Source organism: Streptomyces sp. f51 (assembly GCF_037940415.1).
GTDB lineage: Bacteria > Actinomycetota > Actinomycetes > Streptomycetales > Streptomycetaceae > Streptomyces.
In genome coordinates, this window is record NZ_CP149798.1 from 2,574,499 (window position 1) to 2,596,120 (window position 21,622).

Genomic DNA, 21,622 nt, shown 5'->3' on the forward strand with positions numbered 1-21,622 from the left:
CGCCGCGGCGGCCCGGCCCGTGTCCGCGGGGACCGCCGGCCGTACGGCGGCGTCCCCGACACCCGTCACCCGGCCCGCCGGCCAGCCGCCCGGGACGCCGCCGCGGCCACCCGCGCGACCAGTCGCTCCCGGCACCCGGGCCACTCCGCCGCCGTCACCGAGAAGACGGCGGAATCACGCAGGAGGCCTTCCTCACCGGGCGCCCAGGAGCGGGACCAGTTGCGCAGGACACCCTCCAGACGGGCGCCGGTGCCCGCGATCGCCGCGCGGGAACGGGCGTTGCGGGCGTCGGTCTTCAGGTCCACGCGTGCCACTCCCCACTCCTCGAAGGCGTGGCCGAAGAGCAGGAGCTTGGACTCGGCGTTCAGGCCGGTGCCCTGCGCCGAGGACGCGAGCCAGGTGAACCCGACCTCGACGGCGTCGAGCCGGTCGTCCGACCGCCAGGAGCGCGGTTCCCAGTACGCCGTGGCACCGACGGCCCGTCCGGAGGCGAGGGACACCTGCGCGTAGGGCGAGAGCATGCCCGTCGCGGCGCGGGCGAGCTGCGCGTCGATGTAGTCCCCGACCTCGCCGGCCCGGGGCACCCAGGTGAACGCGTACGAGTCCCGGTGTTCCTCCGCGGCCACGGCGAGGTCGGCCGCGTGCCGGTGGCCCAGCGGCTCCAGCCGTACCAGGCCGCCTTCGAGGACGGGGCCCTTCATCTCGAAACCCAACGCTCCGCGTCCCTTCGCCGTCGTGATCGCGTCCGCAGCGATTCCTACGCGGTGGGTGCGGCGGGTGTCCAGCGGTTATACAGCCTCCACGGTGCCCGCGTGGCGGGCGCGTTCGGCGGCCAGGACGGTGAGATGGCTGGTGAGGGACTCCCTCGGGCCGGACTTCACGAGGGCGGCCTCGCCGGTGGCGACGGCGGCGACGAACGCGTCCATCAGGCCGGCGTCGCCCCCGCCGTGACCGCCGGCCGCGTCCATGGCGCCGAGGGCGGTGAGGCCGACGGCCTCCTCGGTCCGGGTCAGGAAGTCGTAGACGCTCAGCTGCGCGCCGTCGCCGCGCAGTTCGCCGCGGGTCCCGAAGATGCGGGTCCGGCGGTCGGCCTGTTCGGTGAAGGCGGTCATGGTGAAGGTGGCGGTGGCCCCCGAGGCGAACTCCATCGACACGACCTGGTGGTCGACCACGTCGTTGTCGCAGGCGTACACGCACCGCCCGTACGGGCCCTCGCGCAGGGCGCTCTCCAGGGCCTCGGGGGTGAAGTCGTCGACCACCACGCTGAGCGGCCAGTGGTGTTCGCCGCGGGCGAGCCGGTCGCCGTACTCGCGCCGGGCGGAATAGGGACAGGCGTTCTCCACCGCGCAGTCGAGGCAGCGGTCGGCGGCGCCCTCGGGCCGGTTCTCGGGCCGGAAGTGCGAGAGGCGCCCGAAACTGGAGACGCGGACCGGCGGTTGCCCGAGGACGTACTGCAACCAGTCGATGTCATGGCAGGACTTGGCCATCAGCATCGTCGTGGCCCGGTCCGTACGGCCCCAGTTGCCGCGTACGAAGGAGTGGGCCTGGTGCCAGAAGCCGACGGGCTCCAGGTGCTGGACGTTGACCACGTCACCGATCCGGCCGGAGTCCACCACCTCCTTCACGGCCCGGGTGTACGGGGTGTAGCGCAGGACGTGTCCGACCGCGAGGATCACCCCGGCCTTCTCCACCGCCTCGACGATCCGCCGGCACTCGTCCTCGGTCAGGGCCATCGGCTTCTCCAGCAGGATGTGGTAGCCGAGGGCCGCGAACTCCAGGACGGGTTCGAGGTGTTCGCGGTCGAGGGTGCAGATCAGCACGGCGTCGGCGATCCGGCCGCGGGCCGCCAGGACCCGCCAGTCGTCCACCGCGGCGTCCGGTTCCAGGCCGTGGGCGGCCGCGAACCTCTCGCGCCGGGTCTCCCGGGGTTCGGCCACGGCCACCACCCGGGCCCGCTCCGGGTTCCTCAGGGCCCAGCGCGCGTGACCGGTCCCCCGGTCCCCGGCGCCGACGACTGCGAGTGTGACAACGGAGGCGACGGAGGACATCTGTTCACCGCTTTCCCGGTCGGGTCTCCGGCGCGGTCGGCGCCGTCCGTCGCGAAGCTAGCCGCCCGGGATCTTCCCGACAAGACGCCTGCGCCGGACGAACGGCCCGCTCAATGGTCCCCGCCCGCCGCAGCCCAGGCCCCGAACACCTCGTGGAAGTCGGGGAACGTCTTGCGCACGCACCCGGGGTCGTCGAAGACGATGCCGGGGGCGCGCAGCGACGTGACCGCGAAGGCCATGGCGATGCGGTGGTCGCCGTACGTCCTGATCCCGGTGGCGGCGGGGACGCCCGGGTGCACCTCGATCCAGTCGGGGCCGGTCTCCACCCGGACGCCGAGCGCCCGGAGGTTCTCCGCGCAGGCGTCCAGCCGGTCGCACTCCTTGACCCGGGTGTTGGCGACGTCCTCGATGCGGACCGGTCCCGAGGCGAAGGGCGCGATCGCGGCGAGCGTCGGCATGGTGTCGGAGATGTCCCGCATGTTGACGGTGAGGCCGCGCAGTTCGCCACTGCCGCGCACGGTCGTGCTCCCGGGCCCGGTCTCCACCCGCGCGCCCATCCGGCGCAGTACGTCCACGAAGGCGAGGTCGCCCTGGAGCGCGTTCGAGCCGAGGCCGTGGACGGTGACCTCGCGGCCGGTCAGGGCGGCCGCGGCGAAGAAGTAGCTCGCGGTGGAGGCGTCCGGTTCGACGGGGTAGGTGGTGGCACGGTAGCCGCCGGGCGCCACCTCGAAGACGTCCCCTTCCACCGTCACCCGCGCCCCGAACGCGCGCATCATCGCGAGCGTGATGCCGACGTACGGGGCGGAGACCAGGTCGGTGACCTCGATGCGCAGGCCCGTGCGGGTCAGCGGGCCGAGCAGGAGCAGGGCGGTGAGGTACTGCGACGACTGCCCCGCGTCGAGGGTCACCGTGCCGCCCTCCACCCCGCGGGCCGTGACGGTCAGCGGGTGGTGGCCCTCCGCCTCCTCGTGCCGCAGGTCCACGCCCAGGTCGCGCAGCGCCCGCGACAGCGGGCCGAGGGGGCGCCTGCGCATCTGGGCGGAGGCGTCGAAGCGGTAGGTGCCGTGGCCGGCGGCGGCCAGGGTCGGCAGGAAGCGGGCCGTGGTCGCGCCGTCCCGGCAGTACACGTCGGCCCGCGCCACGGCCGGGCCCTGCGGACGGCCGTCGATGTGCCAGCTGTCCGGGGTCCGGCCGACGCGGTAGCCGAGCCGGGTCAGGCCCTCCGCGAAGCCCTCGGTGTCGTCCGAGCGCAGCGGGCGGACGAGCCGGGTGACCCCGTCGGCCGCCGCGGCCAGGAAGAGCGCGCGGGCGGTGATGGACTTGGAACCGGGGATGTCGACGACGGCCATGGGGTCATGCTGGCGCCCCGGCGCGTTCCGGCGCCGGAACGTCCGCCGACTGGACCGTCCGTGGCGTCCGCGAGGTGAGCGCCACCCCGCCCACCAGCAGGGCCGCCGCCGCCCAGCGCAGCGGGGCGACCGACTCGTGCAGGAACAGCGCGGCCGAGGACATCCCGAAGACGGGGACGAGCAGCGAGAAGGGCGCGACGGTGGAGGCGGGATGCCGGTGCAGGAGCCAGCCCCAGGCGCCGAAGCCGAGGACGGTCGTGATCCAGGCGACGTAGACGACGACTCCGGCGCCCTGCCAGTCCAGGTCCCCGAGCGCGTCCAGATCGCGGGACGGGCCCTCGGTGAGCAGGGACAGGCCGAGCAGCGGCAGGACGGGGACGGTGCTCACCCAGACCATGAAGTTGAGCGGGTCGGGCGGGGACGCCTTGCGGGTGAGGACGTTGGACACTCCCCAGCAGGCCGCCGCCGCGACGACCAGGGCGAAGGCGCCGAGCGGGCCGGACGTGCCCTCGTCGACGGCGGCCAGGCCCACTCCGCACAGGGCGACGGCCATGCCCGCCACCCGGACGCGGCCGGGGCGTTCGCCGAGGAAGACGAAGGCGGCGACCGCCGTGAAGACGGCCTGGATCTGGAGCACGAGGGAGGACAGTCCCGCGGGCATCCCCGCGTCCATGCCGATGAACAGCAGCCCGAACTTGGCGACCCCGAGGACGAGTCCCACCGCCACGATCCACTTCCACGCCACCTTGGGGCGGCCCACGAAGAACACGGCGGGCAGGGCCGCCACAAGGAAGCGCAGGGCGGAGAAGAGGAGCGGCGGGAAGTGGCCGAGTCCGACCTCGATGACGGTGAAGTTGACGCCCCAGACGGCGGCGACGAGGACGGCGAGGCTGATGTGTGCGGGTCGCATGCGTCGAGCATCCGACGCCACCACCGTGTAGCACCAGCGCGAATGTCTGCATGGATGGATGAAGCAACGCTTACGTAAGCTGGAGGGAGCGACATCGCGGACCGGGAGGCCTCCATGCTCGATCTCCAGCGCCTGCGGGCCCTGCACGCCGTCTCGGTGCACGGCACGGTCGGCGCCGCCGCGGCCGCGCTCGGCTACACCCCCTCCGCCGTGTCCCAGCAGATCGCGAAGCTGGAGCGGGAGACCAGGACGGTCCTGCTCGAACGGCGCGGACGCGGGGTCCGGCTCACCGAGCAGGCCGAACAACTCGCCTCCACCGCGCAGGAGTTGCTGGCGATCGTGGAGCGGGCCGAGACCGATCTCGAGGAGCGCAGGGGGATGCCGGCGGGGCGGCTGACGGTGGCCGCGTTCGCCTCGGCCGCCCGCGGTCTGATGCCCTCCGTACTGGCCGATCTGGCCGTCCGTCACCCGGCCCTCGACACCCGGCTGACGGAGATCGACCCGCATCTGTCCGTCGACCTGGTCGCCCGGGGCGCGGTCGACCTGGCCGTCGCGCACGACTGGGACATCTCCCCGCTGCCCGCCCCGCCAGGGGTGGAGCAGGCGGTGATCGGGGACGACCTGTGCGATCTGCTCGTCCCCGCCGGGCACCCCTTCGCGGGGCGGGCCTCGGTGCGGCGCGAGGACCTGGGCGGTCAGCGGTGGATCTGCCAGCCGCCCGGACGGGTCTGCCACGACTGGCTGGTGCGTACGCTGCGCGCCGCGGGCAGCGAGCCGGACATCGTCCACCAGGCCGAGGAGAACCCGACGCTCATCGCCCTCGTCGCCGCCGGTCTGGGCGTCGCCCTCATCCCGCGCCTGGGGCGCGGCCCGCTTCCCGGGGGCGTGGTGGAGGTGCCGCTCGACCCGCTGCCCGTCCGGCGGCTGTACGCGCTGTGGCGCTCGGGAGCCGCACGCAGACCGGCCATCGCCGAAACGGTCCGAACCCTCCGTTCCCACTGGCCCAAGGTGACCGAACGCCCCTGACCCCCGCGGCCGGGACACACGCGAGGTGCCCCGCCGGCAGCCCCACCCCCCCCCCGGCGCCCCAACCCCAGGTCCGGACGGACCTTTCGCCCCCTCCGCCCCTACCCGTCCCACCCCTGGGGCTCCGCCCCAGACCCCGCTCCTCAAACGCCGGAGGGGCTGAACTGTCCCCGGCCGGGGCTGGGGCTTCGCCCGGCCGGGACTGGAGCCTCGCCCGGCCAGGGCTGGAGCTTCGCCCGGCCAGGGCTGGGGCTTTGCCCGGCCGGGGCTGGAATGGCGCCCAGCCACTTCCCTCCCGCGGCCGGGATCCGACGCGAGGGGCCGTGCCGGGCCGGTACATCGTGGCCCGCCGTCACCACGCATCACCCGCAGCCGGGATCCGACGCGAGGGGCCGGGCCGGTACATCGATGCCCGTCGCCACCGACGGTCACTCCTCATCCAACGGCGACGGGCTGATGCACCGGCACGGCCCCGACCCACCCACCGAACCGGAGCCGGACCGCGCCGGTGACACCCCTTCCCCGATACTGTGCACACCCTTGACTGGAAGAAACTTCCCGGATAATCGTGACTCCTCGGAAGTTTCCTTCACGAGGGAAGGGGCGCTTGTGCGCGACTCCAGCACGGGAAGCACCGCAAGACCGAACGGGCCGGCCGAACCGGACAGACCGTCAGCACCCTCCAGGCGTACGGTTCTCGCCGCCACGGCGGGCATCACCGCCGCGCTGGCCGCGGCCCCCCGCGCCCACGCGGCCGGGGCCGGCGCCCGCCCGGGCGACGACAAGGCCCTGCGCGCCCTGATCTCCCGTATGACACTGGAGGAGAAGGTCGGCCAGCTCTTCGTCATGCGGGTGTACGGCCATTCGGCCACCGCGCCCGACCAGGCCGACATCGACGCCAACCTCAGCGAGATCGGCGTCCGAACGGCCGCCGAGCTGATCGCCAAGTACCGCGTCGGCGGGATCATCTACTTCGCCTGGGCGCACAACACCCGTGATCCGCACCAGATCGCCGCGCTGTCGAACGGGATCCAGCGGGCCTCGCTCGCACAGCCGCGCGGGCTTCCGGTGCTGATCTCCACCGACCAGGAACACGGGATAGTGGCCAGGGTGGGCAAGCCCGCGACGCTGTTCCCGGGCGCGATGGCGCTGGGCGCCGGCGGTTCACGGGCCGACGCCCGGACGGTGGGCCGCATCGGCGGCGCCGAACTGCGCGCCATCGGCATCACCCAGGACTACTCCCCCGACGCCGACGTGAACGTCAACCCGGCCAACCCGGTGATCGGCGTCCGCTCCTTCGGCGCCGATCCGGAGGCCGTGGCGGGCCTGGTGGCGGCCGAGGTGAAGGGGTACCAGGGTTCGGGGGTCGCGGCCACGGCCAAGCACTTCCCCGGCCACGGCGACACCGCCGTGGACAGCCACTTCGGCTTCCCCGTGATCACCCACAGCCGCGAGCTGTGGTCGGAACTCGACGCGGTGCCCTTCAGGGCGGCGATCCGCGCCGGGATCGACTCGATCATGACCGCGCACATCATGGTCCCGGCACTCGACCCCGCCGGTGACCCCGCCACCCTCTCCCATCCGATCGTCACCGGCGTCGTGCGCGGCGAACTGGGCTACGACGGCGTCGTGGTGACGGACGCGCTGGGCATGGAGGGCGTGCGGACGAAGTACGGCGACGACCGCGTCCCCGTCCTCGCGCTCAAGGCGGGTGTCGACCAGCTCCTCAACCCGCCGGACCTGGGCGTCGCGTGGAACGCGGTGCTGAACGCCGTGCGAGGCGGCGAGCTGACCGAGGCCCGGCTCGACGAGTCGATCCTGCGCGTCCTGCGACTCAAGGCGAAGCACGGGCTGCTGCGCGATCCGTACGTCTCCGACGCGGACGTCGACCGGGTGGTCGGCATCCCCGAGCACCTGAGGGCGGCCGACCGGATCGCCGAGCGGACCACCACGCTGCTGGTCAACGAGGAGGGGCTGCTCCCGCTCTCCAGGCGGCGCACGCCGAGGGTGCTGGTGGTGGGCGCCGATCCGGCCTCGCCCTCGCTGTCCGACGGGCCGCCCACCACCGTCGCCGCCGCCACGCTGACCGGTCTCGGCTTCACGGCGACCGCCCTGTCCACGGGGACGGCGCCGTCGGCCGCCACGATCGACAAGGCCGTCGCCGCCGCGGCCGGAGCCGACGCGGTGGTCGCCCTGACGTACAACCTGACGGCCACCGGGTCCCAGAAGACCCTGGTCGAACGGCTTGTCGCCACGGGGGTCCCGGTGATCGCGGTCGCCATCCGCAACCCGTACGACATCGCCCAGATCCCCGGGGCCGGAGCCTTCCTGGCCTCCTACTCCTGGACCGATGTCGAGGTGCGCGCCGCCGCGCGGGTGATCGCCGGCCGGGTCCACCCGCGCGGCCGCCTCCCGGTGGCGGTGCAGCGGGCGGACGATCCGGCGCAGGTGCTGTATCCGATCGGGTACGGGCTGAGGTACTAGCGGCACACGGTCCGACGGCCCTGCTCCGGGCGCCCGGAGCAGGGCCGTCGCCGGCTACGGGCGCCCGGGCGTGTCCCGTTCGGTGTCCCGGCGGTCCAGCCTCGCGTCGAACCGCGCGAGCGGCCGGGCCGCGGACGGGTTCGCCCGGACCGCGGCGGAGGCGACCCCGGCCCAGTCGAGGACGCGGGCGGTGGCGAGCGCCTTCTCGTCGGCGACCAGCCCGGCGACGTTCGCTCCGTGGTTCAGCCCGGGTGCCGTGAAGACGTAGGAGTCGCGCGCCCCGGAGCCCAGGCGGAACCGTTCGGCCCCCCAGGGGTCGTTCTGGCCGTAGACGAACAGCATGTGGTGCGCGTGCCGGCGGACCCAGCCGTCCACGTCACGCATCGCCGAGGGCTGGAACCGCATCGGGATGGAGCGCGGCACGAAGTTGCGCGGGGGCTGGTAGCCGTAGCGGATGTACTTCTTCTCGATGGAGGGGAAGTGGATGGTGGGCGCGCCCAGTTGGGTGCCTGCCTGGTAGTAGTACGGGGTGTACGTCTCCAGGCCCTGGTCGGTGTAGGCGGAGAAGCCGGAGATGGTGTCGACGGTGTTCCAGATGTCGTCGTCGCTCGCGTGGGCGGCGTCGGCCGGGATCGTGTCGCAGTCCTTCAGCAGGCTGTACTGCCAGAAGCCCCAGACGTAGTCGAGCACGACCGCCTCGTACGCCCTGTCGAGGCCGCCGATCGTGGTGAAGGTGTAGCCGTTGTCCGCGGCGTACGCGGCGTACTTCCGCTCCAGGGGCTCCCGGCGCACCAGGGCCTCGCGCTGCACCGCGTCGAGCCGGTCGCGGCACTCCTTGGTGCCGACCCGCGCGAAGAAGCGGTCGTAGGCCGAGTCCTCGTCGTTCACGACGTCGTTCGGCGCGACATAGGCGACGACGCCGTCCATGTCCCGCGGGTAGAAGCGCTCGTAGTACGTGGCGGTCATGCCGCCCTTGGAGCCTCCGGTGGAGATCCACTTCCGGCCGTAGATCGGCTTGAGCGCCTGGAAGATCCGGTGCTGGTCACTGGCCGCCTGCCAGATGTCGAGCGTGGACCAGTCGGCCGGGTCGGGCCGGGAGGGCGTGAAGAAGCGGTACTCCATCGAGACCTGGTTGCCGTCCACGATCTGGGTCGGCTCGCGCCGGCTCGGGGTGGTGGAGACGTTGTAGCCGCCGGTGTAGAACACCGTCGGCCGCGCGGTGTCCTTGTGCAGCACGGTGATCCGCTGCTGGAACGTGCCCCGGGACGGGTGCCGGTGGTCGACGGGCTGGGTGTAGTTCAGGACGAAGAACCGGTAGCCGGTGTAGGGCTTCTCCTGGACGAGGCTCATGCCCGGTATCGCGAGAAGCCGGTCCAGGATGTCCCTGTCGTCGTCGGCCGTGGTCGCCGCGCCGGTCGTTCCTGTGGTGCCGTGGGCCTCCGGCGGGCCGGCGGTGGCCGTCCCGGCCGTGCTCAGCGTGCCGATGAGCACCGTGAGCACGAGCAGCCCTCTGAGCGCCTTGCGCATGCACCCTCCCCTGGGAATACGCAGCTTTCCGCCGGAACCTAACGGAGCAACTCCCGTGACACCAGGGGGTCTTGGGTCATACGTGGGTCAGCACAGGATCCAGCCGGAACTCACCGATCCCGAGCCGACCGAGCCCTTGATCCGCACGCAGCGGTGGCCCGCGTACAGGGTCACCGGGCCCGCGTGATGCGCGAAGTGCCCGGCGTCCATCACCGGTCGGCCGCCGCGCGCCTGCACGCTGACGGACATCCGCTTGCGCGAGCCCCGCCCCTCGGGGAAGGTCACGGCGCAGACGTAACCGCTGCGCTTGAACACCTGGACGGAACCGGTCGTGAAGGGCAGGGTGCGGACCTTGCGTCCCGAGCAGAAGCCGGGGGCGGCCTGTGCGCTGCCCGGACTCATGAAGGCGAGCAGTCCGGCCGCGGCCAGCACGGCCAGGCCGAGCGCCAGGCGTCGGCGTATCGCACCACTGTCCACTGTCGTCCCTCCCGCAGCAATCAGCGTACTGGTGTACGGACGCGGAACACGCGGCGGACGGTTGCGTACCGCTACGACTTTCGCGGCACGGCCCGCGTCACCCGTGCGAGGTTTTTTCCTTTTCGGACACAACCGTGCCCGTTTCTCCTTGGTCCAACGGAGCAGGAAACGAAAGGCGGTTACTCATGTCCGGCCTCAAGTCATCTCTCACGACCGGTCGCGCGCTCGTCGCCGCGGCCCTTCTGATCGCCGTGGGCGCCTCGGTGCCCGCCGTCGCGAGCTCCACCGCGGCGCCGCCCGCGCGCGGCGGCAGCAACGGTCCCGCCTACGACCGCGTGGCCGACTTCTACGGCGCCTACATCGACGCCGTGACCGACGGGGACTCCGGCACCCTGAGCACCCGGCTGCGGACCTTCTATCTGACCCCGGCCCTGCGCACCCAGCTGACCGGCTGGGAGCACCGGCAGCACGCGGACGGGGTGCTGCGCGCCCAGGACGTGCCGAGCGCCTGGCGGGTGACGGCGGGTGACAGCGGCGCCGGGCACACCTGGTCGACGGTCCGGCTCACCTGGGGCTCCGCCGCGCACCCGACGTACACGTATCTGACGGTGCAGTCGGATCTGGCCACCAAGAAGATCTCCGGCATCAAGCCGAGGAGCTGACGGCTCAGGCCGAGGAGCCGACCGGCTCCTCGGGTTCCGGGGCGCCCACGAAGGTCCGCCAGAGCGCCGCGTAACGACCGTCCAGGCGGAGCAGTTCCTCGTGGGTGCCGTCCTCGGCGACCCGGCCGTGGTCCATCACGACGACCCGGTCCGCGCGGGCGGCCGTCGTCAGCCGGTGGGCGACCACCAGCGTCGTACGGCGGCCCGCCAGCCGGTCGGTGGCCTGGTTGACCAGGGCCTCGGTCGCCAGGTCCAGTGCCGCCGTCGCCTCGTCCAGGAGCAGGACGTCCGGGTCGACCAGTTCGGCGCGGGCCAGTGCGATCAGCTGGCGCTGCCCCGCGGAGAGGTTGCGGCCGCGTTCGGCGACCTCGTGGAGGTAGCCGCCGTCCAGCGTGGCGATCATGTCGTGCGCCCCGACCGCGCGGGCGGCGGCCTCCACCTCGGCGTCGCCGGCGCCCGGACGCCCGTAGGCGATGGCGTCGCGGACGGTCCCCTGGAAGAGATAGGCCTCCTGCGGGACCACTCCGAGCCGGTGCCGGTAGGAGGTGATGTCCAGGTCGCGCAGGTCCATGCCGTCGGCCGTCACGCGCCCGGCCGTCGGGTCGTAGAACCGGGCGACCAGCTTCACGAGCGTCGACTTGCCCGCGCCGGTCTCGCCGACGAAGGCGACCGTCTGCCCGGCGGGGATGCGCAGCGACACGCCGCTGAGCGCCTCCTCGGCGTCGCCCTCGCCACCGTACGCGAAGCCGACGTCCTCGAAGGCGATCTCGCCGCGCAGCGACGCGACCCGCAGCGGCTCGGCGGCGGACTTCGTCGAGGCCGGTTCGCGGAGCAGTTCCTGGATGCGGCCGAGCGAGACGGTGGCCTGCTGGTAGCCGTCGAACACCTGGGACAGCTGCTGCACGGGCGCGAAGAACAGGTCGATGTAGAGGAGGTAGGCGACCAGGGCGCCGGTCGTGAGGGTGCCGGAGTCGATCCGGTGGGCGCCCACGACCAGGACGGCGGCCGCGGCCCCCGAGGCCAGCAGCTGGACGAAGGGGAAGTAGACGGAGATCAGCCACTGTCCGCGGATACGGGCCCGGCGGTAGCTGTCGCTGCCCTCCGCGAACCGCCGCGCGCTCGCGTCCTCGCGCCGGAACGCCTGGAGGATCCGCAGCCCGGACACCGACTCCTGGAGGTCGGCGTTGACCACCGACACCCGCTCTCGGGCCAGTTCGTACGCCTTCACGCTCGCCCGGCGGAAGAAGAACGTGCCGACGACCAGCGGCGGCAGCGTCACGAAGACGACCAGCGCGAGCTGCACGTCGATCACCAGCAGGGCGGCCATGATGCCGAAGAAGGTGACGACGGAGACGAACGCGGTGACGAGCCCGGTCTGGAGGAACGTCGACAGGGCGTCGACGTCCGTCGTCATCCGGGTCATGATCCGGCCGGTGAGCTCGCGCTCGTAGTAGTCGAGTCCCAGGCGCTGGAGCTGCGCGAAGATCTTCAGGCGCAGGCTGTACAGGACCCGCTCGCCGGTGCGGCCGGTCTTGCGGGTCTCGCCGATCTGCGCGGCCCACTGCACGAGCACGGTGATCAGCGCGAGCGCGGCGGCGGCCCAGACCGCGCCGAGCGCGAGCCGGGTGACGCCCTGGTCGATGCCGTGCCGGATCAGGATGGGCAGCAGCAGCGTCATGACCGCGTCGACGGCGACCAGCGCGAGGCTGACGAGCAGCGGGGCGCCGAAGCCGCGCAGGAGCCGGCGCAGTCCGTAGGAGTCCTCGGGCGTGACCGCGCGGACCTCGTCGACGTCCGGGACGTCGGTGGCCGGGGGCAGCGCCTCGACCTGGGCGAGGAGCCCCGGGGTGGCGGGCATGCCTTCGAGCGCGTTGTCGCGGGGCTCGCGGTCGCCGCTCCACAGACGCGGTGTCACCCCGCGCTCGGCGTCGAACTCGGCGTCCAGTTCCTCGCGCACGGAGCTGTCCTCGCGCGGCGCGGCCGGCGGGAGGTGTCCGGGCGAGACCCCGCCCAGCTCGTCGGGGTCGGTGAGCAGCCGCCGGTAGAGCGCGGAGCGGGCCTGGAGCTCGTCGTGGGTGCCGATGTCGGCGAGCCGTCCGCCGTCCAGGACGGCGATGCGGTCGGCGAGGTTGAGCGTGGAGCGGCGGTGCGCGATCAGCAGGGTCGTACGGCCCCGCATGACCTGGGCGAGCGCCTCGTGGATCTCGTGCTCGACCTGGGCGTCGACGGCGGAGGTGGCGTCGTCGAGGACGAGCAGCCGCGGGTCGGTGAGGATGGCGCGGGCGAGCGCGACGCGCTGGCGCTGGCCTCCGGAGAGGGTGAGGCCGTGCTCGCCGACCTTGGTGTCGTAGCCGCCGGGCAGCTCGGCGATGAAGCGGTGCGCCTGGGCCGCGCGGGCGGCGGTCTCTATCTCGTCCTGGGTGGCGTCCGGGCGGCCGTAGGCGATGTTGGCGCGCACGGTGTCGGAGAAGAGGAAGGAGTCCTCGGGGACGAGCCCGATCGCGGCGCGCAGGGACTCGGTCGTCAGCTCGCGGACGTCGTGCCCGCCGATGAGGACGGCGCCGTGGGTCACGTCGTAGAAGCGGGGCAGCAGCAGCGAGACCGTCGACTTGCCCGAGCCGGAGGAACCGACGACGGCGAGGGTCTCGCCGGGCCGGATCTCGAAGCTCAGCCCGTCCAGGACGGGCCGGTCCTCGGTGTAGCCGAAGGACACGTCGTCGAACTCGACGGTGGCGGGCGCGTCGGCCGGGAGGGTCTTGGTGCCGTCCTTGATCGACGGTTCGGTGTCGATGAGCTCCAGCACGCGTTCGGCGCCCGCGCGGGCCTGCTGCCCGACGGTCAGCACGACGGCCAGCATCCGCACGGGTCCCACGAGCTGCGCGAGGTAGGTGGAGAACGCTACGAAGGTGCCCAGCGTGATCTGGCCGCGCACGGCGAGCCAGCCGCCGAGCGCGAGCATCGCGACCTGGCCGAGGGCGGGCACGGCCTGGAGGGCCGGGGTGTACCGGGCGTTGAGCCGGATGGTCCGCAGCCGGCCGGCGAAGAGCCGTCGGCCGACCTCGCGCAGTTTGCCGGTCTCCTGCTCCTCCTGGCCGAAGCCCTTCACCACGCGCACCCCGCTGACGGCGCCGTCGACGACACCGGCCACGGCGGCGGCCTGCGCCTGCGCGTACCAGGTGGCGGGGTGCAGCCGGGAGCGGCTGCGCTTGGCGACGAACCACAGGGCGGGGGCGACGGCCAGCGCGACCAGGGTGAGCGGCAGCGACAGCGCGGCCATGATCGCGAGGGAGATCAGGAAGAGCAGGACGTTCCCGATGGTCATCGGGAGCATGAAGAGCAGGCCCTGGATCAGCTGGAGGTCGCTGGTCGCACGGCCCACGACCTGGCCCGTGGACAGCTCGTCCTGGCGCCGCCCGTCGAGCCGGGTGATCGTCCCGTACATGTCGGTCCGCAGATCGTGCTGGACGTCGAGGGCGAGCCTGCCGCCGTAGTAGCGCCGGACGAAGGTGAGGGCGTAGACGAGGACGGCGGCGCCGAGCAGCGCGCCCGCCCAGGGGGCCATGCCCCGGCTGTGGTCGCCGATGACGTCGTCGATGATCACCTTGGTGATCAGCGGGACCACCGCCATCAGGGCCATGCCGCCCAGTGAGGAGCCGAGCGCGAGCACCACGTCCTTCGGGTACCGCCAGGCGTACCCGGCGAGCCGCCGCGCCCATCCCCGTTCCGTCGCCACTCCGGCACCTTCCGTAGATCTCACTCCGCCGGAAGGCTCCAACACCGAGGGAAGCGGATTTCATCCCTCCGCAACAATTCGTCCGCCCAGCCCCACGACAGCGGTCCGCCCGCCCGGCACGGTGGCCGGGCGGGCGGACGGGAGAGCGCGGGCGTCGCTGCGCGGGAGGAAGGTCCCGGTCAGCCCGCGGGAACGGCCGGGAACGCCTCCGCCGGCTGCGAGGTCGGCGTGAACCGCTGAGGGGCGACCGCGGTCGGCACGAGGTCCTTGTGGATGGCCTTGGCGACCCCCTGGATGGTGGCCACGCCGTAGTCCATGGTGCTGCTCCCGACGGTGAGCACCGACATCATGTAGTCGTGGCCGCCGCCGTTGAAGGTGCCGAGGCTGTGCACCCGCCACGCGTTCGTGGAGCGCGAGAGCCAGCCGTTCTTGACGTGCACGGCGACCGTCGAGGGGGCTCCGGCCGGTGTCCCCCAGCGCTGCGAGGAGATGACCTGGCCCATGAGCTTCAGGATGTAGGCGCGGGAGTTGTCGCTCAGCACCGTGTTCTTGGCGGTGACGAGCTTGAGCAGCTTCTGCTCGTCGGTGACGTTGATCTGCGTCAGACCCCAGTAGCCGCCGGTGCCCGGCGTCGTCTTCGTCATCCCCGCCGCGGTCAGGAAGCCCTTGATCTTCGTCAGACCGAGCTGGTTCCAGAGCTTCGTGGTCGAGGCGTTGTCCGACTGGGTGATCATCTTGGTGGCGAGCGAGGTCTCGGTGCTCGTCAGATAGCGGTTGTGCTTCTTCGCGTCCCACAGCAGCGTGGCGAGCACGGTGACCTTCACCGTGCTGGCCGAGTCGAACAAGGTGGTGGCGCGGAGTGTGCAGGTGGTGTTGGTGGAGCGGTCGTACAGGCCGATCGCGACGGTGCCCCTGCGGTTGGCGAGCGCCGCGGTGATGTCCGTCTTGAGTTTGGCGGCCAGACCCGCCTTGCCCGACGTGCAGCTGACCGTCGGCGCCGCGGCGGCGCCGGCCGGGGCCGCGGCGAGCGCGATCGGCAGGATCACCGCGGCGCCGAGGCTCGTCGCGAGCACACGGGCAGCCCGGGATATCCGGTGAGTCATGGAGGCTTCCCATCCCCTTGAAGCGATACGAACGCGCCAAGGGCGCGCTCGCATCGAATGACTCACAACCGCGTACGAAAGTTGTACGGATGTTCTGGGGTACGGGGGTTCGGACGCGGGAGCCCGAACGGCTCGGGCACGGAAGCCCTGACACCCCGGGCACGGAAGCCCGAACGCCCCGGGCACGGAAGCCCTGACACCGCGGGCGTGGAGCCCGAACGCACAGCTCACCCCCAGGCGGGCCACAGTGGGCGCCCATCGGCGCGCGGCAGGGTGCGACGGTGACGTCTGCCACCGACCCCCCGCCCGACGCCCCCGCGACCCCCTCCGCACCGCCGCCGGTCCCCGTGCCGGCGGGGTCTCCAGAGCGGACGCCGGGCGCCCCCCGCTGGTCGCTTCCCGCCCTGCTCGCGATCCTCGTCCTGGCCGCGGTCCTCTACTCCTGGAGCCTGTCGGCCGCCGACCTCAACGGCTTCTACAGCGCCGCGGTGCTCAGCGGCACCCAGAGCTGGAAGGCCTGGTTCTTCGGCTCGCTCGACGCGGGCAACTTCATCACCGTCGACAAGCCGCCGTTCGCGCTCATGATCATGGGTCTGTCCTGCCGGGTGTTCGGCTTCGGCACCTGGCAGATGATGGCGCCGATGGTCGCCGCCGCGCTCGGCACCCTCTGGATCCTGCACGCGAGCGTGAAGCGGTACTTCGGACACGCGGCCGCCGCCGTCGCCGCGCTCGTCCTCGCCCTCACCCCGATCACGGTCGCCATCGACCGCGACAACAACCCGGACACCACCCTCGTCCTGCTGATGGTCGCGGGCGCGGCGCTGGGCCTGCGGGCCACGCGCGAGGGCCGGCTGCTCCCGCTGCTCGGCTCGGCGGTGTGCTTCGGACTCGCGTTCAACACCAAGATGCTCCAGGGATACATCGCCCTGCCCGCCGTCTTCGCCGTCTACGTGTACGCCTCCCGGCCGCCCTGGACCCGCAAGGTCCGCGATCTGCTGCTCGCCACCGTGGCGCTGGCCGTCGCGAGCCTCTGGTGGGCGGCCGCCGTCTCCCTCGTACCGGCCGCCGACCGGCCGTACATCGGCGGCTCGACGGACGGCTCCGCCTGGGATCTGATCATGGGCTACAACGGTCTCGGCCGGGTGCTGGGCGGTGAGGGCAACGGCGGCGGGGGCGGCATGGGCGGCGGTGGCTTCTCCGGAACCGCGGGCCTCGGCCGGATGTTCAACGACATCCTCGGCGGCCAGATCTCCTGGCTGCTGCCCTTCGCCGGCATCGCGTTCGTGGGCGCTCTGGTGCTGTGCGGACGTGCGCCGCGCACCGATCCGACGCGTGCCGCGCTGCTGCTGTGGGGCGGCTGGACCGTCCTGCACTACCTGACGTTCAGCATGGCCGAGGGCACCATGCACCCCTACTACACGACCGCGCTCGCCCCCGGCATCGCGGCGCTGACCGGCGCGGGCGGTGTCCTGCTGCTGCGCGCCTTCCGCGGCGGTGCCGCCCGCTGGGTGTGGGTGCTGCCCGCCGGGCTCGCGGTCACCGCGATCTGGGCGGTCGTCCTGCTGCGCCGGGCCGCCGACTGGAACGGCTGGCTGTGGCCGGCCGTCGCGGTGGTCATGGCACTGGCCGTCGCGGGCCTGTTCCTCTTCCGCTCCGGCAACCGTGCCCGGCTGTTCGCCGCCTCCGTGGCCGCGGCGGTCGTCGCGGCGCTCGCCGGTCCGGCGGCGTACGCCGTCTCGGAGCCCGCGTCCGCCGGTGGCGGCGGCGGTGGCATGGGCGGCAGCAACCCGACGGCGGGGCCGACCACCGGCGGCGGTTTCGGTGGCGGCCCCGGCGGCGGCCGGGGCGGCTTCCCCGGCGGCACCCGACAGGGCGGTCCTGCCGCCGAGGCGGGCGATGGGACCGACGGCCTCCCCGGCGGCCAGGCACCCGGCGGCAACGGCGAGGCGCCTGAAGGGAGCATCCCCGGTGGCGGCCCGGGCACGGGCGAACCGGGCGGCGCGAACGGGGAGTTCCCCGGTGGCGGCCAGGGCACGGGCGAACCCGGTGGCGCGAACGGGGAGTTCCCCGGTGGCGGGCAGGCGCCGGGCGGTACCGGCGACCGGCCGGGCGGTGCGGGCGGATTCGGCGGAGGCGGGACGGGCGGGGGCGGCATGGGTGGTGCCACCAGCGGTGCCCTGGTCTCCTATCTGGAGAAGCACCAGGACGGCGCCGAGTGGCTGCTGGCGGTGTCCACTTCGCAGAGTGCGGCCCAGCTGATCGTCAGCACCGGCAAACCGGTCATCTCCATGTTCGGCTTCACCGGTTCCGACAAGGCCATGACCCTCGCCAGGCTCAAGAACCTCGTACGCAAGGGCGAGTTGCACTACATCCAAACAGGCGACGGGACGGGCGGCGGCATGGGCGGGAACAACACGCTCAACACGCAGATCACCGCCTGGGTGGAGAAGCACGGCACGGCGGTGAAGCAGAGCGCCTACGACACGTCGGCCTCGTCCGGCTCCCCTTCGGCGTCCGGCTCCACCACCGGTTCCGGGTCCTCCGCGCAGGGGGGCGGCCAGTCCTCGACGCTCTACCGACTGGACCCCTCCGACCTCGGCTGATCGCACGATCCCGACGGACGGTCCCCGACCCTTTCGGCCGGGGACCGTCCGTTCCGTCATGTCCCGCGAAGAACGGCCGAGTTGTTGAATCCCGACACAGAACCAACACCTCTCCTTAACCCGCCGAACCTCATGTCCATGTCACCCTCCCGATTACCCGCTCCATTCAACCCGCGTAGAACGGACACCCCACGATGCCCGCCACGCACATACGCCGCTGGAAGACCCTGGCGCTGAGCACCTCCGCGGTGCTCATCGGCCTCACCCTGCCGACGATGACCGCGTCCCCCGCGAGCGCGACCACGACCGCGTACGACAGCACGTACTACAAGAACGCGATCGGCAAGACCGGCACGAGCCTGAAGTCCTCGCTGCACGCCATCATCAGCAGCCAGACCAAGATCTCGTACTCCGCCGTCTGGAACGCGCTGATGGTCACCGACCAGGACCCGAACAACAGCAACAACGTGATCCTGCTGTACAGCGGCGTCTCGCGCGCCAAGTCCCTCAACGGCGGCGACGTCGGCGACTGGAACCGTGAACACGTCTGGGCCAAGTCCCACGGCGACTTCGGCGAGGTGACGGGTCCCGGCACCGACCTGCACCATCTGCGTCCGGCGGACGTGCAGGTCAACAGCATCCGCGGCAACCTGGACTTCGACAACGGCGGCAGCGCCGTCACCAACGGCGGCGGCAGCAAGGTCGACTCCGACTCCTTCGAGCCGCGCGACGCCGACAAGGGCGACGTGGCCCGCATGATCCTCTACATGGCCGTCCGCTACGACGGCGGCGACGGCTTCGCCGACCTGGAGCCCGACGAGAAGGTCAACAACGGCAGCGCCCCGTACATCGGCAAGCTCTCCGTGCTCAAGGCGTGGAGCGACGAGGACCCGCCGAGCGCCTTCGAGGAGAAGCGCAACCAGGTCATCTACGACACCTACCAGCACAACCGCAACCCGTTCATCGACCACCCGGAGTGGGTCGACGCGATCTGGTAGCCGGTCCGGTCGGGTCCGGCCACCAGTCCGGGTGGGTGCGCCCTCAGTCCAGGTGCGTCGGCGCGAACATCCGCAGCAGGGCCGGCAGGACGACCACCGAGGGGCCCGGCGTGGCCAGGGCCTCGGCGAGGTCCTTCTCCAGTGTCCCGGGGGTCGTACGGACCGCCGGGACGCCGAAGGACTCGGCCAGCGCCACGTAGTCGGGGCGGGACAGCTCCGTCGCCGTGGCCTGGCCGAAGGCGCCGGTCATGTACTCGCGCAGGATGCCGTAGCCGCCGTCGTCGACGATGAGCCAGGTGACCGGGAGATCGCACTGCTTCGCCGTGGCCAGTTCGGCGATGGAGTACAGCGCGCCTCCGTCGCCCGACACCGCGAGAACGGGGCGGGTGGGGTCGGCCGCCGCCGCGCCGAGGGCCGCGGGGAAGCCGTAGCCGAGGCCGCCCGCGCCCTGGGCTGAGTGCATGGTGTTCGTCCCGCGCGGGTCGAAGGCCGACCACGCCCAGTACGCCAGGATCGTCATGTCCCAGAAGGACGGCGAGGTGGCCGGCAGGGCCCGGCGCACGGACGCCAGCACGTCCTGTTCCAGGGTGAGTTCCTGGGCTGCGATGCGCTCCGCCACCTTCGCGAGAAGGGTGCTCACGCGCTCCGCCGCCGACGGGTCGGGGCGCTCCTCCACCGTCTCCAGGAGCGCGGACAGCGCGAGGCGCGCGTCCGCGTGGATGCCGATGGCCGGATGGTTGGACTCCAGCTTGCCGAGGTCCGCCTCGATCTGGATGACCCGGCCGCGGGGCTTGAACGTGTGGTAGTTCGAGGACAGTTCACCGAGACCGGAGCCGACGACCAGCAGGACGTCGGCGTCCTCCAGGAAGTCCGTGGTGTGCCGGTCCTCCAGCCAGGACTGGAGCGAGAGCGGGTGGGTCCAGGGGAAGGCACCCTTGCCGCCGAAGGTGGTGACGACCGGCGCGTTCAGCGTCTCCGCGAGCGACCTCAGCTTGCCCGACGCGTCCGCCCGTACGACCCCGCCGCCCGCGATGATCGCGGGACGGGCCGCCGAGGACAGCAAGTGGGCGGCCAGCGCGGTCAGTTCGGGGCGCGGGACGACGTCCTCGGGGGTCGCGTCCATCGCCGTGACCTGCGGCAGGTGAGTCTCCGCGAGCAGGACGTCCTGCGGGATCTCCACCCAGACCGGCCCGTGCGGGGCGGTGAGCGCCGACTCCCAGGCCTCCGCGATGGCGGAGGGGATCTGCGACTGCGTACGGACCGTGTGGACGGACTTGACGACGCCCCTGAACGACGCCTGCTGGTCGGGGAGTTCGTGCAGATAGCCGTGCCGGCCGCCGCCGAGTCCCGCGGTCGGGATCTGGCTGCTGATGGCGAGGACGGGCGCCGAGGCGGCCCTGGCCTCCTGGAGCGCGGCGAGCGAGGTCAGCGCCCCGGGGCCGGTGGAGAGCAGCAGCGGGGCCGCCTCGCCGGTGATCCGGCCGTAGGCGTCCGCCGCGAATCCCGCGTTGTTCTCGACGCGCAGACCGACGTAGCGCAGCGAGGAACGGCGCAGCGCGTCGAACATGCCGAGCGCGTGCTGGCCGGGCAGTCCGAAGACGGTCGTCGCGCCGAGACCGGAGAGGGTCTCCACGACCAGGTCTCCGCCATTGCGGCCGGGGGGCGGGTTGAGCGCGGCCTCCGTCTGTGCCGCCGTCGGGCGGAGAACCAGGTCGTGGTCGTGGGTCACTTGCTTCGGGCCTCCGCGATCTGGCGGGACATGATGGTGGTCAGTTCGTACGCGGTGTGGGACGCCGCCACCGCGGTGATCTCGGCGTGGTCGTAGGCCGGGGCGACCTCGACGACGTCGGCGGAGACCAGGTTGCAGGACGACAGTCCGCGCAGGATCTCCAGGAGCTCGCGGGAGGTCATGCCGCCCGCCTCCGGGGTGCCCGTGCCGGGCGCGTGCGCCGGGTCGAGGCAGTCGATGTCGATGGAGATGTAGAGCGGGCGGTTGCCGATGCGCTGGCGCAGCTGGTCGGCGACCTCGTCGGCGCCGCGGCGGTAGATGTCCGCCGAGGTGACGATGCCGAAGCCCATCTTCTCGTCGTCGGTGAGGTCCTGCTTGCCGTACAGCGGGCCGCGGGTGCCGACGTGGGAGAGCGCCGAGGTGTCGAGGATGCCTTCCTCGACGGCACGGCGGAACGGGGTGCCGTGCGTGTACTCGGCACCGAAGTAGGTGTCCCAGGTGTCCAGGTGCGCGTCGAAGTGGAGCAGCGCGACCGGGCCGTGCTTCTTGGCGACGGAGCGCAGCAGGGGCAGCGCGATGGTGTGGTCGCCGCCCAGGGTCATCAGGCGGGCGCCGGTGCCGAGCAGTTCGTCGGCGGCGGCCTCCACCGTCTCGACGGCCTCGTTGATGTTGAACGGGTTCGCCGCGATGTCACCGGCGTCCGCGACCTGCGCGAGGGCGAACGGGGAGGCGTCCTGCGCCGGGTTGTAGGGGCGCAGCAGCCGGGACGCCTCGCGGATCGCGTTGCCGCCGAAGCGGGCGCCCGGCCGGTACGAGACGCCGGAGTCGAACGGCACGCCGACGACGGCGACATCGGCGGTGCCGACCTCGTCGAGGCGGGGCAGCCGGGCGAAGGTCGCGGGGCCCGCGTACCGCGGGACGCGGGACGAGTCGACGGGGCCGCGGGGCGTCTCGTTGCTGCTCATGGGGGGTT

Annotated in this window: 15 protein-coding genes; 5 read left to right on the top strand and 10 right to left on the bottom strand. The window is 72.5% G+C overall.

From position 1 onward, the window contains the following. Nucleotides 1-65: 65 nt before the first annotated feature. From WJM95_RS11310 to WJM95_RS11325, 4 genes are all read right to left on the bottom strand, one after another. Nucleotides 66-713: a GNAT family protein gene (locus WJM95_RS11310; RefSeq protein ID WP_339129464.1), complete on the bottom strand. Its 648-nt coding sequence runs from the start codon at nt 711-713 to the stop codon at nt 66-68. Nucleotides 714-788: 75 nt separating this feature from the next. Then, complete coding sequence (locus WJM95_RS11315; protein WP_339129465.1) at nt 789-2,048, bottom strand: Gfo/Idh/MocA family oxidoreductase; 1,260 nt, start codon at nt 2,046-2,048, stop codon at nt 789-791. 110 nt (nt 2,049-2,158) lie between these two features. Continuing rightward, complete coding sequence (gene aroA, locus WJM95_RS11320; RefSeq protein WP_339129466.1) at nt 2,159-3,397, bottom strand: 3-phosphoshikimate 1-carboxyvinyltransferase; 1,239 nt, start codon at nt 3,395-3,397, stop codon at nt 2,159-2,161. A gap of 4 nt (nt 3,398-3,401) precedes the next feature. Next, nucleotides 3,402-4,307, bottom strand: a complete 906-nt coding sequence (locus WJM95_RS11325) for an EamA family transporter (RefSeq protein WP_339129467.1) — start codon at nt 4,305-4,307, stop codon at nt 3,402-3,404. Between the two features lie 114 nt (nt 4,308-4,421). Between WJM95_RS11325 and WJM95_RS11330 the strand changes: the two genes are divergently transcribed. Further along, nucleotides 4,422-5,333 carry a LysR family transcriptional regulator gene (locus tag WJM95_RS11330; RefSeq protein ID WP_339129468.1) on the top strand — a complete coding sequence of 304 codons (912 nt, stop codon included), beginning with the start codon at nt 4,422-4,424 and terminating at the stop codon, nt 5,331-5,333. A gap of 714 nt (nt 5,334-6,047) precedes the next feature. Further along, nucleotides 6,048-7,817, top strand: a complete 1,770-nt coding sequence (locus WJM95_RS11335) for a glycoside hydrolase family 3 protein (RefSeq protein ID WP_339135483.1) — start codon at nt 6,048-6,050, stop codon at nt 7,815-7,817. A gap of 54 nt (nt 7,818-7,871) precedes the next feature. Here WJM95_RS11335 and WJM95_RS11340 read toward each other — a convergent pair whose 3' ends face one another. Beyond that, nucleotides 7,872-9,344, bottom strand: a complete 1,473-nt coding sequence (locus tag WJM95_RS11340; RefSeq protein ID WP_339129469.1) for a S28 family serine protease — start codon at nt 9,342-9,344, stop codon at nt 7,872-7,874. Nucleotides 9,345-9,431: 87 nt separating this feature from the next. Then, a complete protein-coding gene (locus WJM95_RS11345) occupies nt 9,432-9,821 on the bottom strand; it encodes a hypothetical protein (RefSeq protein WP_339129470.1) in 390 nt (129 codons plus the stop codon). Between the two features lie 185 nt (nt 9,822-10,006). Here WJM95_RS11345 and WJM95_RS11350 point away from each other — a divergent pair, with 185 nt between their 5' ends. After that, complete coding sequence (locus tag WJM95_RS11350) at nt 10,007-10,483, top strand: hypothetical protein (RefSeq protein WP_339129471.1); 477 nt, start codon at nt 10,007-10,009, stop codon at nt 10,481-10,483. Between the two features lie 4 nt (nt 10,484-10,487). Here WJM95_RS11350 and WJM95_RS11355 read toward each other — a convergent pair whose 3' ends face one another. Both WJM95_RS11355 and WJM95_RS11360 read right to left on the bottom strand, forming a co-directional pair. Continuing rightward, nucleotides 10,488-14,216 (bottom strand): ABC transporter ATP-binding protein, encoded by a 3,729-nt coding sequence (locus tag WJM95_RS11355; RefSeq protein WP_339129472.1) that lies wholly within the window; start codon nt 14,214-14,216, stop codon nt 10,488-10,490. 179 nt (nt 14,217-14,395) lie between these two features. Next, entirely contained in the window at nt 14,396-15,319 is a 924-nt protein-coding gene (locus tag WJM95_RS11360; protein WP_339129473.1) for a serine hydrolase, read from the bottom strand. A gap of 281 nt (nt 15,320-15,600) precedes the next feature. Between WJM95_RS11360 and WJM95_RS11365 the strand changes: the two genes are divergently transcribed. Both WJM95_RS11365 and WJM95_RS11370 read left to right on the top strand, forming a co-directional pair. Next, complete coding sequence (locus WJM95_RS11365; protein ID WP_339129474.1) at nt 15,601-17,922, top strand: glycosyltransferase family 39 protein; 2,322 nt, start codon at nt 15,601-15,603, stop codon at nt 17,920-17,922. A gap of 194 nt (nt 17,923-18,116) precedes the next feature. Further along, nucleotides 18,117-18,920, top strand: a complete 804-nt coding sequence (locus WJM95_RS11370) for an endonuclease (protein WP_339129475.1) — start codon at nt 18,117-18,119, stop codon at nt 18,918-18,920. 43 nt (nt 18,921-18,963) lie between these two features. On the opposite strand, the gene WJM95_RS11375 is transcribed toward WJM95_RS11370, so the two are convergent. Beyond that, nucleotides 18,964-20,649 carry a thiamine pyrophosphate-binding protein gene (locus tag WJM95_RS11375; RefSeq protein ID WP_339129476.1) on the bottom strand — a complete coding sequence of 562 codons (1,686 nt, stop codon included), beginning with the start codon at nt 20,647-20,649 and terminating at the stop codon, nt 18,964-18,966. Further along, a complete protein-coding gene (speB, locus tag WJM95_RS11380; protein WP_339129477.1) occupies nt 20,646-21,614 on the bottom strand; it encodes an agmatinase in 969 nt (322 codons plus the stop codon). Before speB ends, WJM95_RS11375 begins: the two co-directional genes overlap by 4 nt. Nucleotides 21,615-21,622: the final 8 nt, after the last annotated feature.